Here is an 11,910-nt window from a genome sequence, read left to right on the forward strand (position 1 = left end):
TGTTCCCTAAATTATTGCGCTTGCCGTTCATCCTGAACGTTGCCCGGTACAAACTCAACCCTTTCATTTTTGGGGAGTTGCCCCAGCCAGCCAAACTGTGACAGCGCCTGCATCCAGACATCATCCAGCCCCGCATGGATCGTCAGAGGTTTGCCGGTAAACGGATGCGTCAGGCTCAGTTCGCTTGCGTGCAGCATCAGACGATCGCAACCAAAATGTTCAGCCGCACTGCGGTTCTGGCGCAGATCGCCATGCTTGCTGTCACCGATAATCGGATGTCGCAAATGCTTCAGGTGTCGGCGGAGCTGGTGTTTACGCCCGGTTTTGGGCAAAAGCTCAACCAGGCTGTAGCGAGTGGTGGGAAATTTGCTGGTTGCCACCGGCATTTCAGTCGTCGCCATACCGCGATACTCGGTTACCGCAGGTTGCGGACCTTTGTCATCACGGGCAAATTTATCGGCGATTTTGTCCAGCTCTTCCACCAGAGGATAGTCAAGCGTCGCGGCTTCTGTCAGCCAGCCACGCACGATCGCGTGGTAGCGTTTCTGGATCTGATGCTGCTCAAACTGCTGCGCCAGCAGACGACCCGCTTCGCTGGACAGTCCCATTAGCAATACACCGGAGGTGGGTCTGTCCAGGCGATGGGCGGTAAACACATGCTGACCAATCTGGTCGCGCACGGTCTGCATCACAACCACCTTCTCGTCACGATCCAGCCAACTGCGGTGCACCAGCCATCCCGACGGTTTGTTCACTGCCACCAGCCACTCATCCTGATAGAGGATCTCAAGCGTCATGCGTCATCACCAGCAAACAGCGCATCCAGCTTTTCCAGCTCAGCCAGCATGACAGCACGCGCCGGGTGGGTGGCCTCCAGCGCCATTTCATAGTAAGGCGAGACCGCAAACGCCTGCGGCAGCGGATGACCACCCTCCAGCAGCGCATGCATACGGGGAATTAACACCCACTGGAGCCACTCAAACGGTGCCAGCGTATCCAGGCAGAACGGCTGGGTACTTGCGAACGCCTCTGGCTGCGGCGCGGTCTCCTGCCACAGCTGATGTTGGCGCAAAAGAGCTTCAATGGCGTGCAACCGGGCACGAACGCTATCGTGTTGCGTCATAGTAACCTCAACTGAAAAAATGAACGGCGCGCAGCATAGCATTGCAGGCAGCAGAAATAAAAAAAGGGAGCACTGTAAAAACAGTGCTCCCGGTTCGTTTCGCAGCATTCCAGCTACAATTTATGCTCCCTGCTCTTCCGTGACAACTTTTCCTGAAGCCCGAAGGCCTGTTCATCCGTAAACTGTTTGCATCCTGCACACATCGTCCTGATGTGTCTGTTTCATCCTGAAACGTCCTGGCCATCCTGACCCACCGATCATCCTGAGCGGCTCTCGTTCTCCTTCCTGGAGGTGTCCCTTACGCGTCCTGCGTGATCCTTTGCTTCATCCTGAAGCCTTCCTGCAGCGCCATCCTGACGTGTCCTGTGTGAGAAGCGCCATCATCCTGATGTTCGTTTCTCGTGTCGGCGTCCTGTCGACAGAGATAGAATCCGCTATTCCGCTTCGTCTTACAACCCACCCTGTAAGCGTTGTCAGCCTCTGAAAAGCGGGTTTGCTGCGTCAGAATTTTATTAATTCCTTGATAATTATCATAATATTTTTCTTAATTACGTAAGGTAATACTGATCGTTGCGGCGATCTCTCACAAACCGTGTAAGAGATCTCTCACACGCGCTGTAGCATGATGGATTACAGAAGCGGCTCAAGTCGGGTAAGGAAATCCGCAAGTGAGGGGGCGAGGGTCTCGCGATTGCGGGTGCCGATTGTCTCTTTGATCACTTCACCAGACAGGTTGCAGACGGAAATAACATCCAGTTCACTGTCCAGCGTGGCAATAAAGAGTGTCGGAGAAAGCTTAAGGCGTTTTTGCGTGACCAGATGACCAATCAGGTTTTCCTGAACACGCTGCAGATCGTCTTCGCTCCAGGTCTGCAACAGCGTCAGCGTTACCTCACCAAAGCGGGCAGGCATATCCCCTGCAAACTGCGTGGTGTAGAACGCGTGAACCGCTGGTTGTACCACAATGTCCATTGCCCGTTCAACCGCATTTACATTCTCCTCGACAGACCAGGGCTGCGGCTGCCAGATAACGTAGTCGTCCACCGAAGAGATAATGCAGGGCGAAGGCACACCATAGAGATCAGCACTTTGCGGCCAGGTGCCCCGGGTGTCATGCCATGCGTCGCAGTAACGGGTCGTGAAGGTCTTAAGGGCATTTGCAGTTTCGATATCCACCGATTTCTCTCTTCTGGTAAGACAGGATAAACTCAGCCCTAAGTGTACCTGTAAAGTGACTATGAAACATGTCTTACGAAAATCATCAGGCGTTAAGTGGCTTAACGCTGGGTAAATCGACCGATTACCGCGACACCTACGATGCCAGCCTGCTGCAGGGCGTTCCGCGCAGCCTTAACCGCGATCCTTTAGGGCTGCGTGCAGACGCGCTGCCGTTTGTCGGCGGTGATATCTGGACGCTGTATGAGCTCTCCTGGCTGAATGCTCGCGGTCTGCCGCAGGTGGCGGTAGGCCAGGTTGAGCTGGATCATGCCAGCCTTAACCTGGTGGAATCCAAAAGCTTCAAGCTGTATCTCAACAGTTTTAATCAGACCAAATTCACCAGCCTGGAAGAGGTTCAGCACACGCTGGAGCGTGATTTACGCGCCTGCGCCCAGGGCAACGTGACCGTTGCGCTGTATCGCCTGAATGAACTGGAAGGGCAACCTGTCGCCCATTTTAACGGCACCTGCATCGACGATCAGGATATCGAGGTGGATAACTACGAGTTCAGCGCCGGGTACCTGGAAAATGCGGCAAGCGGGAAGATTGTGGAAGAGACGCTGGTCAGCCATCTGCTGAAGTCCAACTGCCTGATCACCCACCAGCCGGACTGGGGTTCTGTGCAAATCCAGTATCGCGGCCCCAAAATTGACCGGGAAAAGCTGCTGCGCTATCTGGTGTCGTTCCGCCATCACAACGAATTCCACGAGCAGTGCGTGGAGCGCATCTTCAGCGATATTCAGCGCTTCTGCCAGCCAGAAACGCTGAGCGTGTACGCGCGCTACACCCGTCGTGGCGGGCTGGATATTAACCCGTGGCGCACCAATACCGATTTTGTGCCTGCGACGGGCCGACTCGTGCGTCAGTAATATAAATATTTTCACAATATGCGCGGGTAATGCAGCGCTTTAGGTTGTGAAACGTCACGCGGCAGGGCTATTGTAATCAGCAGGGAATGACGATAATCGTCCCATAAGGAGCTCACTTGATTACACATATTAGCCCGCTTGGCTCAATGGATATGTTGTCGCAGCTGGAAGTGGACATGCTTAAACGCACGGCCAGCAGCGATCTTTATCAACTGTTTCGTAACTGTTCACTTGCCGTACTGAACTCCGGAAGCCTGACAGACAACAGTAAAGAACTGTTATCCCGCTTCGAAAGCTTTGATATCAACGTGCTGCGCCGCGAGCGCGGCGTAAAACTTGAAGTGATCAACCCGCCGGAAGAGGCCTTCGTCGACGGGCGGATTATTCGTTCCCTGCAGGCCAACCTGTTTGCCGTGCTGCGTGACATCCTGTTTGTTAACGGGCAGATCCACAACGCGGGCCGCTTCCAGCATCTTGACCTGGAAAGCTCGGTTCATATCACCAACCTGGTGTTTTCTATTCTGCGTAACGCCCGTGCCCTGCACGTTGGCGAAGCACCTAATATGGTCGTCTGCTGGGGCGGTCACTCCATTAACGAAACCGAATACCTGTACGCCCGTCGGGTGGGTACCCAGCTCGGTCTGCGTGAGCTGAATATCTGCACCGGCTGTGGCCCAGGCGCGATGGAAGCGCCAATGAAAGGTGCCGCCGTGGGTCATGCCCAGCAGCGTTATAAAGAGGGGCGCTTTATCGGCATGACCGAGCCATCGATCATCGCCGCTGAGCCACCTAACCCGCTGGTCAACGAGCTGATTATCATGCCGGATATCGAAAAGCGCCTGGAAGCGTTTGTCCGTATCGCTCACGGCATCATCATCTTCCCGGGCGGCGTGGGTACGGCAGAGGAGCTGCTCTATCTGCTGGGGATCCTGATGAACCCGGCCAACAAAGATCAGGTTCTGCCGCTGATCCTGACCGGGCCGAAAGAGAGTGCCGACTACTTCCGCGTGCTGGACGAGTTTATCGTGCATACGCTGGGTGAAGCCGCGCGTCGTCACTATCGCATTATCATTGACGATGCGGCAGAAGTGGCGCGTCAGATGAAAAAAGCGATGCCGCTGGTGAAAGAGAACCGTCGTGATACCGGTGATGCCTACAGCTTTAACTGGTCAATCCGTATTGCGCCGGATCTGCAGATCCCGTTCGAGCCTTCGCATGAGAATATGGCGAACCTGAAACTCTATCCTGACCAGCCGGTAGAAGTGCTGGCCGCCGACCTGCGACGCGCCTTCTCGGGCATTGTGGCGGGTAACGTGAAAGAGGTGGGGATCCGCGCCATTGAGCAGTTTGGCCCGTATAAGATCCACGGTGACCCGGAGATGATGCGCCGCATGGACGACATGCTGCAGGGCTTTGTCGCCCAACACCGTATGAAGCTGCCGGGCTCGGCGTATATTCCTTGCTACGAAATCTGCACATAACACATTAATCGTTCTTCTGAGGGCCGGGGCGCGTTCTGCCGTTACCCGGCCTTTTTTTCGCATCAATTCATAGTCATTGCTTATAGAATTTATAAACTGCGTGCATACGCAAACGATTACCTGAATTTTAAAACCATAAATTATCAGCTTTAAAGCAAATTACTCATCAGAAAATCCTAAAACCCACCATCTTTACAGCGCAAGACACCTATCTTCGGGGCCGCTCTTTCCGGACATATGTTGTTAATGGTAGCCTTCGCGCCCGTAAATTCTCTTTGATGTTTTTTTAACAGAGAAATGGTCTAAATATACCCACATCATGAGTGGATTATTGCATTTGGGATCGCGATCACTGATACATTCATAAGTAGAATGTATCTTTCCGCCCGCCAATAGTTACGGGTGAAAATTATTAAAAAACCGTCACTGAACGAATTTCATATTACCGTCAGGCATTTTTTCATCGGATTTGACTACAAACCTGACAATTTGCTTCCTCCAGGAGATACAGATGGAAACCACTCAAACCAGCACCGTTGCTTCGATTGAATCCCGAAGTGGTTGGCGCAAAACGGATACCATGTGGATGCTTGGCCTTTACGGCACAGCAATCGGCGCTGGTGTACTGTTCCTTCCTATCAACGCAGGCGTCGGCGGTCTGATCCCGCTGATCATTATGGCCATCATCGCGTTCCCGATGACCTTCTTCGCACACCGCGGTCTGACCCGCTTCGTGCTGTCCGGTAAAAACCCGGGCGAAGACATCACTGAAGTGGTTGAAGAGCATTTCGGCGTTGGCGCAGGGAAACTGATTACCCTGCTCTACTTCTTCGCCATTTACCCGATTCTGCTGGTTTACAGCGTGGCGATCACCAACACCGTTGAAAGCTTCATGACGCACCAGCTGCAGATGACGCCGCCACCGCGTGCCATTCTGTCCCTGATCCTGATCGTCGGTATGATGACCATCGTGCGCTTCGGCGAGCAGATGATCGTTAAAGCGATGAGCGTTCTGGTGTTCCCGTTTGTTGCCGCACTGATGGTGCTGGCCTGCTACCTGATCCCACAGTGGAACGGTGCTGCGCTGGAAACCCTCTCCCTGAGCAGCGCATCTGCAACCGGTAACGGCCTGATGATGACCCTGTGGCTGGCGATTCCGGTAATGGTCTTCTCCTTTAACCACTCCCCAATCATCTCTTCCTTCGCCGTGGCGAAGCGTGAAGAGTACGGCGCAGGCGCAGAGAAGAAGTGCTCCAGCATCCTGGCACGTGCACACATCATGATGGTGCTGACCGTAATGTTCTTCGTCTTCAGCTGCGTACTGAGCCTCTCCCCGGCGGACCTGGCAGCAGCGAAAGAGCAGAACATCTCCATTCTGTCTTACCTGGCGAACCACTTTAACGCACCGATTATTGCGTGGATGGCACCGATCATCGCCATTATCGCCATCACCAAATCCTTCCTCGGCCACTACCTGGGCGCACGTGAAGGTTTTAACGGTATGGTGATCAAATCTCTGCGCGGTAAAGGCAAGAGCATTGAAATCAGCAAGCTGAACAAAATCACTGCACTGTTCATGCTGCTTACCACCTGGGCCGTTGCTACGCTGAACCCAAGCATTCTGGGCATGATTGAAACCCTGGGCGGTCCGGTTATCGCGATGATTCTGTTCCTGATGCCGATGTACGCAATTCAGAAAGTCCCTGCTATGCGTAAGTACAGCGGTCATGTGAGCAACATCTTTGTGGTTATCATGGGGCTTATCGCTATCTCTGCGATCTTCTACTCCCTGTACACCATGTTCTGATTATCACCCGCGCCGTCCCCGGACGGCGCACTCCTTCCTCTCTGACTGAAAGCAATGGACGCATCATGATTAGCGTATTCGATATCTTCAAAATCGGTATTGGTCCTTCCAGCTCTCACACTGTCGGACCAATGAAAGCCGGTAAGCAGTTCACGGATGACTTGATTGCACGCGGCATCTTGCACGACATCACCCGCGTGGTTGTCGATGTGTACGGCTCGCTTTCCCTGACCGGAAAAGGCCACCATACCGATATCGCCATTATCATGGGCCTGGCGGGAAACCTGCCGGATACCGTTGATATTGATGCGATCCCTGGCTTCATCCAGGACGTAAACACCCACGGTCGCCTGCTGCTGGCAAACGGCGAACACGAAGTGGAATTCCCGGTTGACCATTGCATGAATTTCCATGCGGACAACCTGTCGCTGCACGAAAACGGCATGCGCATTACCGCGCTGGCCGGCGACACTGCGGTTTACAGCCAGACCTATTACTCCATCGGCGGCGGGTTTATCATCGACGAAGACCACTTTGGTCAAACCAGCACCTCATCTGTCGACGTGCCGTATCCGTACAAAACTGCGGCCGATCTCCAGCGTCACTGTCAGGAGACGGGGCTTTCCCTCTCCGGTCTGATGATGAAAAACGAGCTGGCCCTGCACAGCAAAGCGGAGCTGGAACAGCACTTTGCTAACGTCTGGGAGGTGATGCGCGGCGGGATTGAACGCGGGATCACCACCGAAGGCGTTCTGCCCGGTAAGCTTCGCGTACCGCGTCGTGCGGCCGCGCTGCGCCGTATGCTGGTGAGCACCGACAAAACGACCACCGACCCAATGGCCGTCGTAGACTGGATCAACATGTTCGCCCTGGCGGTGAACGAAGAGAACGCCGCAGGGGGCCGCGTGGTCACGGCGCCAACCAACGGTGCCTGCGGTATCGTTCCGGCCGTGCTGGCGTACTACGACAAGTTTATCCGTGAAGTGAACGCCAACTCGCTGGCGCGCTACCTGCTGGTCGCCAGTGCGATTGGTTCTCTGTATAAGATGAACGCCTCCATTTCCGGTGCGGAAGTGGGTTGTCAGGGTGAAGTGGGCGTGGCCTGTTCCATGGCCGCTGCGGGTCTGGCAGAGCTGTTAGGCGCAAGCCCGGCGCAGGTCTGCATTGCCGCCGAAATCGGCATGGAGCATAACCTGGGGCTGACCTGTGACCCGGTTGCCGGACAGGTTCAGGTGCCGTGTATCGAACGTAACGCGATCGCCTCCGTGAAGGCAGTGAACGCCGCACGTATGGCGCTGCGCCGCACCAGCGAGCCACGCGTCTGCCTCGATAAGGTTATCGAAACCATGTACGAAACCGGTAAAGATATGAACGCCAAATACCGTGAAACCTCTCGCGGTGGTCTGGCAATGAAGATCGTGACCTGCGATTAAGCCTCTCAGGAAGCCTCGTTTTGCGAGGCTTCTTCCTGTTTTCCCCGCCGCACATAGTTTCATACCGCTGACAGTGTTACCCTTCCTTCATGAGACAGAAGGGAGATTATCTGTGGCTGTTCATTTGCTTATCGTCGACGCGCTCAACCTGATTCGCCGGATCCATGCAGTGCAAGGCACGCCCTGTAAGGACACCTGTTTGCACGCGCTGGAGCAACTTATTCGCCACAGCGAACCGACGCATGTCGTGGCCGTATTTGATGACGAGGCGCGTAATTCCGGCTGGCGACATCAGCGTTTGCCAGACTATAAAGCCGGACGGGCCCCCATGCCGGACGATTTGCATTCAGAAATGCCGATGATTCGCTCGGCATTCGAAAAGCGCGGCGTGCCCTGCTGGGGCGCCCAGGGCAATGAAGCGGACGATCTCGCGGCGACGCTTGCGGTCAAAGTGGCCAGCGCCGGACATCAGGCAACCATTGTGTCGACGGATAAAGGCTACTGCCAGCTGCTCTCACCCACTATCCGCATTCGTGATTACTTCCAGAAACGCTGGCTCGACGCCCCGTTTATTGCCAGTGAATTTGGCGTCTCGCCTGAGCAACTTCCTGACTACTGGGGGCTGGCGGGGATCAGCAGCTCTAAGGTGCCGGGCGTTGCCGGTATTGGGCCTAAAAGCGCCGCACAGTTGCTGACGGATTTTCAGAACCTGGAAGGGATCTACGCCCGGCTCGACGAAGTTCCGGAAAAATGGCGTAAGAAGCTGGAGGCCCATAAAGAAATGGCCTTTATCTGCCGGGATGTGGCGACGTTACAGACGGACTTACAGCTGGACGGGAATTTGCAGCAGTTGAGATTAGAGCGTTAAGCGTCCCCTCTCCCCGTTGAGGAGAGGGTTAGGGTGAGGGGCCTATCGCTCGTCGCGACGCCCGCCCACGGCCGCCCACCAGCGACGAATATGCACCGTCACCTCTTCGCGATCGTGATACAGCTGACGCGCCTGGATCTCCACGTTAATGCCGTGTTCATCCAGTTGCTGCTGAATATAGGCCAGGTTCTGAGAGACCTCCTCATAGCGCTTTTTCATTGGCAGCTTGAGGTTAAAAATTGTCTCACGGCACCAGCCGTTCACCAGCCAGGAGGCCATCAGTGCCGCCACTTTCGCTGGTTTTTCCACCATATCGCATACCATCCAGGAGATGTTATTGCGGGTTGGACGATAGCGGAAACCGTCTTCACGCAGCCAGGTGACCTGCCCGGTGTCCATCAGGCTTTGCGCCATCGGGCCGTTATCAACAGACGACACCCACATGTTGCGTTTCACCAGCTGATAGGTCCAGCCACCGGGACACGCACCGAGATCGACCGCGTACATGCCGTTGGCCAGACGCTCATCCCACTCATCCGCCGGAATAAAGACGTGAAACGCCTCTTCCAGCTTCAGGGTTGAACGGCTCGGCGCATCAGCCGGGAACTTCAGGCGTGGGATCCCCATAAAGAACGGAGAGTTGTTGTTGGTATAAGAGTAACCGGCGTAGCAGCAGCCCGGGGCAATAAAGAAGATATGCACGACCGGACGTTTTGGCGTTTCGTAGTTTGTCAGCACGCCGGCATCACGCAGCGCCGCGCGCAGCGGTACGGTGAACTTACGGCAGAACTTCATCAGCTCTTTGCTTTCGTTGGTGTCGGCCACTTCAACGCGCAAATCGCCCCCCTTCTCGACCACGCCCTGCAGCATGCCCACAATCGGGGTGATGCGATCTTCTGGCGGGAGATCTTTCAGCAACTCACCCGCGACAAACATCTGGCGCGCAAAGATCAGTGAACTGAACGGCAGCTCGCGTGCCAGCTTATCCGCATCGTCAGGCTGGTAGCATTCGAACACCACATAGCCCGCATTATCCTTAACGCGCGCGAAACCGAAGACTTCTCGCTTCGCCGCTTTATCCGTAATTTCCGCGGCGCACTCTTTCTCAAACCCCGGGCGACAATATAAAACAACCTTATTCATGAACAACGCCCTTGCGTTTCAGACGGATAGCTCCGATAAACATTAATACCCACCCTGCCAGGAAGCTGACGCCGCCGACAGGTGTAACAAACGCCCACAGGCGCAAATGCGAGAGCGCAAGGCAGTAAAGGCTGCCGCTGAACAGCACCGTACCCAGCGCCAGGAAAACGCTGCTCCAGTAAAACCAGATGCTGATGCGGCGCTGCATCGCTACCGCCAGCCCAAAAATAGCCAGCGTATGGAACGCCTGGTATTCAAGGCCGGTCTGGATCCAGCCCATCTCCACCACACCCAAAGACTTGCTTAAGACATGTGCGCCAAACGCGCCCAGTGCAACAAAAATAAAGCCACTCACCGCGGCAAAAATCAGCATGAATCGGCTGGTCATGTTTCAGTCCTAAAGTAATGCGTGCCCGGCACACAAAAGTTATTGTTCATACCTGAAGCGGAATTTTTCTTGCTCGCTCGCCGCTTTCGCCAGTATCCACTGCCGGAAAGCGGCTATTTTACCCAGTTCTGCCTGACTGTCATGACAAACCAGATAAAACGCATTCTTGCTGACCAGTACATCATTAAAAGGGCAAACCAGACGGCCGGCCTCAATTTCGGACTGCGCCATGACGTTGTTCGCCAACGCAATGCCCTGTCCGTGAATGGCAGCCTGTAGCACCATCGCACTGTGGCTAAAGATGGGGCCCTGCTGCACGTTTATATGATTAAGACCTAATTGACGGGTATAAGTTTGCCAGTCGCGGCGAGAAGCATCGTGTAACAGCGTATGTTGTGCCAGATCGGCGGGCGTTTTTAACGCTTTATCGCCTGTCAAAAGCAGCGGTGAACAGACTGGCAGCAGATATTCTGCGTATAATTTCTCGACACGCAAGCCCGGCCAGTTACCACGCCCATAAAAAATGGCAACGTCCACATCGTCCGCCAGTTTGTCTTCCTGACGATCCACCGCCTGGATCCTGACATCAATTCCCGGATAAGCTGAGTTAAAGCTTGAGAGTCTGGGCACCAGCCACTGAATGGCAAAACTGGGCAATAAACTGACCGTCAGTGCGCCTTTTGCACTCCTGGCCTGCAGCTTGCGCGTGGCTTCCGTGAGCTGGGAAAAAATCTCTTTAATATCCTGAAAATAGCTCTGCCCCTCTTCCGTCAGCAACAGCGAACGGTTGCGTCGGCGAAACAGCTTGAGGCCCAGAAAATCCTCCAGGGACTTGATTTGGTGACTTACTGCGGCCTGTGTCACAAAAAGCTCATCTGCTGCGCGGGTGAAGCTTAGATGACGTGCTGCTGCATCAAAAACACGTAATGCATTTAGGGGTGGCAATCGCTTGGACATGGTTATCTGGCTTAGATGTTAACGAGATTTAACAAACAGGAAACAACGTTTAACCTATTAGTTTTTTTATCTGAGCCATTATAATTTGTCCGTTGAGGAACTACCAGCAAATACCTATAGTGGCGGCACTTCCTGAGCCGGAACGAGAAGCTTTTTTTGGAATGCGTGTTCTGAAGAGCTTTTGGCTTACGGTTGTGATGTTGTGTTGTTGTGTTTGCAATTGGTCTGCGATTCAGACCACGGTAGCAACGCTACCAATTTTTCACTTCCTGTACATTTACCCTGTCTGTCCATAGTGATTAATGTAGCACCGCCAATTTGCGGTGCTTTTTTTTGCTTAGCGATCTGTTAATGCTCGATCTCTTTCATCTCTTTCACGTCCGTGCGGTTGATCTGCTGCTTGTTCCCGTTAGCATCTTTGTATGAAATCATCCCGGTATCGTTATCGGTTGTCGGTTTCCCTTCCGAAACAATGGAACGACCATCGTTAGTGTGCATGACGTAGTTGTTACCAGAACAGGCGCTCAGGGCAAAAGTAAACGCACAGGCAGAAATGATTGCAGCTGTCTTATTCATGATTCTTCTCCTTTAGCAATTAATGCTATTCAAACCTCGATTTATAA

Annotated in this window: 12 protein-coding genes; 5 read left to right on the top strand and 7 right to left on the bottom strand. The window is 54.0% G+C overall.

Going from position 1 to position 11,910, the window contains the following annotated elements; translation table 11 throughout:
• Positions 1-11: 11 nt before the first annotated feature.
• The 3 genes from truC to syd form a co-directional block, all read right to left on the bottom strand.
• A complete protein-coding gene (gene truC, locus ECL_RS20570) occupies positions 12-797 on the bottom strand; it encodes a tRNA pseudouridine(65) synthase TruC (RefSeq protein ID WP_013098526.1) in 786 nt (261 codons plus the stop codon).
• Positions 794-1,123, bottom strand: a complete 330-nt coding sequence (locus tag ECL_RS20575) for a YqcC family protein (protein ID WP_013098527.1) — start codon at positions 1,121-1,123, stop codon at positions 794-796. The genes truC and ECL_RS20575 overlap by 4 nt, the downstream gene beginning before the upstream one ends.
• A gap of 630 nt (positions 1,124-1,753) precedes the next feature.
• On the bottom strand, positions 1,754-2,299 hold the full coding sequence (gene syd, locus ECL_RS20580; RefSeq protein WP_013098528.1) for a SecY-interacting protein: 546 nt from the start codon (positions 2,297-2,299) through the stop codon (positions 1,754-1,756).
• A gap of 68 nt (positions 2,300-2,367) precedes the next feature.
• Here syd and queF point away from each other — a divergent pair, with 68 nt between their 5' ends.
• The 5 genes from queF to xni all read left to right on the top strand — a co-directional run bounded on the left by queF (position 2,368) and on the right by xni (position 8,799).
• Positions 2,368-3,210 (top strand): NADPH-dependent 7-cyano-7-deazaguanine reductase QueF, encoded by an 843-nt coding sequence (gene queF, locus ECL_RS20585; protein WP_013098529.1) that lies wholly within the window; start codon positions 2,368-2,370, stop codon positions 3,208-3,210.
• A 116-nt stretch (positions 3,211-3,326) separates the two neighbouring features.
• On the top strand, positions 3,327-4,691 hold the full coding sequence (gene ppnN, locus ECL_RS20590; RefSeq protein WP_013098530.1) for a nucleotide 5'-monophosphate nucleosidase PpnN: 1,365 nt from the start codon (positions 3,327-3,329) through the stop codon (positions 4,689-4,691).
• A 511-nt stretch (positions 4,692-5,202) separates the two neighbouring features.
• Positions 5,203-6,498, top strand: coding sequence for an HAAAP family serine/threonine permease (locus ECL_RS20595; protein ID WP_013098531.1), 1,296 nt, complete (start codon positions 5,203-5,205; stop codon positions 6,496-6,498).
• A gap of 65 nt (positions 6,499-6,563) precedes the next feature.
• The gene (locus tag ECL_RS20600; RefSeq protein ID WP_013098532.1) at positions 6,564-7,931 is read left to right on the top strand and encodes an L-serine ammonia-lyase; all 1,368 of its coding nucleotides are present in this window, start codon (positions 6,564-6,566) and stop codon (positions 7,929-7,931) included.
• 112 nt (positions 7,932-8,043) lie between these two features.
• Positions 8,044-8,799 carry a flap endonuclease Xni gene (xni, locus tag ECL_RS20605; RefSeq protein WP_044157526.1) on the top strand — a complete coding sequence of 252 codons (756 nt, stop codon included), beginning with the start codon at positions 8,044-8,046 and terminating at the stop codon, positions 8,797-8,799.
• Positions 8,800-8,841: 42 nt separating this feature from the next.
• On the opposite strand, the gene rlmM is transcribed toward xni, so the two are convergent.
• From rlmM to ECL_RS20625, 4 genes are all read right to left on the bottom strand, one after another.
• On the bottom strand, positions 8,842-9,942 hold the full coding sequence (rlmM, locus tag ECL_RS20610; protein ID WP_013098534.1) for a 23S rRNA (cytidine(2498)-2'-O)-methyltransferase RlmM: 1,101 nt from the start codon (positions 9,940-9,942) through the stop codon (positions 8,842-8,844).
• Positions 9,935-10,330, bottom strand: coding sequence for a DUF423 domain-containing protein (locus ECL_RS20615; protein ID WP_003862756.1), 396 nt, complete (start codon positions 10,328-10,330; stop codon positions 9,935-9,937). The genes rlmM and ECL_RS20615 overlap by 8 nt, the downstream gene beginning before the upstream one ends.
• 39 nt (positions 10,331-10,369) lie before the next feature.
• Positions 10,370-11,287: a glycine cleavage system transcriptional regulator GcvA gene (gcvA, locus tag ECL_RS20620; RefSeq protein WP_023622031.1), complete on the bottom strand. Its 918-nt coding sequence runs from the start codon at positions 11,285-11,287 to the stop codon at positions 10,370-10,372.
• Between the two features lie 348 nt (positions 11,288-11,635).
• Positions 11,636-11,863, bottom strand: a complete 228-nt coding sequence (locus ECL_RS20625) for a YgdI/YgdR family lipoprotein (RefSeq protein WP_008499648.1) — start codon at positions 11,861-11,863, stop codon at positions 11,636-11,638.
• Between the last annotated feature and the right edge of the window lie 47 nt (positions 11,864-11,910).

The organism is Enterobacter cloacae subsp. cloacae ATCC 13047, from assembly GCF_000025565.1.
Taxonomy (GTDB): domain Bacteria; phylum Pseudomonadota; class Gammaproteobacteria; order Enterobacterales; family Enterobacteriaceae; genus Enterobacter; species Enterobacter cloacae.

Bases quoted from the DNA above. Each gene is read 5' to 3' on its own strand.
- rlmM (WP_013098534.1), bottom strand. From the start codon at position 9,942: ATGAATAAGGTTGTTTTATATTGTCGCCCGGGGTTTGAGAAAGAGTGC.
- ECL_RS20600 (WP_013098532.1), top strand. From the start codon at position 6,564: ATGATTAGCGTATTCGATATCTTCAAAATCGGTATTGGTCCTTCCAGC.
- queF (WP_013098529.1), top strand. From the start codon at position 2,368: ATGTCTTACGAAAATCATCAGGCGTTAAGTGGCTTAACGCTGGGTAAA.
- truC (WP_013098526.1), bottom strand. From the start codon at position 797: ATGACGCTTGAGATCCTCTATCAGGATGAGTGGCTGGTGGCAGTGAAC.
- gcvA (WP_023622031.1), bottom strand. From the start codon at position 11,287: ATGTCCAAGCGATTGCCACCCCTAAATGCATTACGTGTTTTTGATGCA.
- ECL_RS20625 (WP_008499648.1), bottom strand. From the start codon at position 11,863: ATGAATAAGACAGCTGCAATCATTTCTGCCTGTGCGTTTACTTTTGCC.
- ECL_RS20575 (WP_013098527.1), bottom strand. From the start codon at position 1,123: ATGACGCAACACGATAGCGTTCGTGCCCGGTTGCACGCCATTGAAGCT.
- ECL_RS20615 (WP_003862756.1), bottom strand. From the start codon at position 10,330: ATGACCAGCCGATTCATGCTGATTTTTGCCGCGGTGAGTGGCTTTATT.
- ECL_RS20595 (WP_013098531.1), top strand. From the start codon at position 5,203: ATGGAAACCACTCAAACCAGCACCGTTGCTTCGATTGAATCCCGAAGT.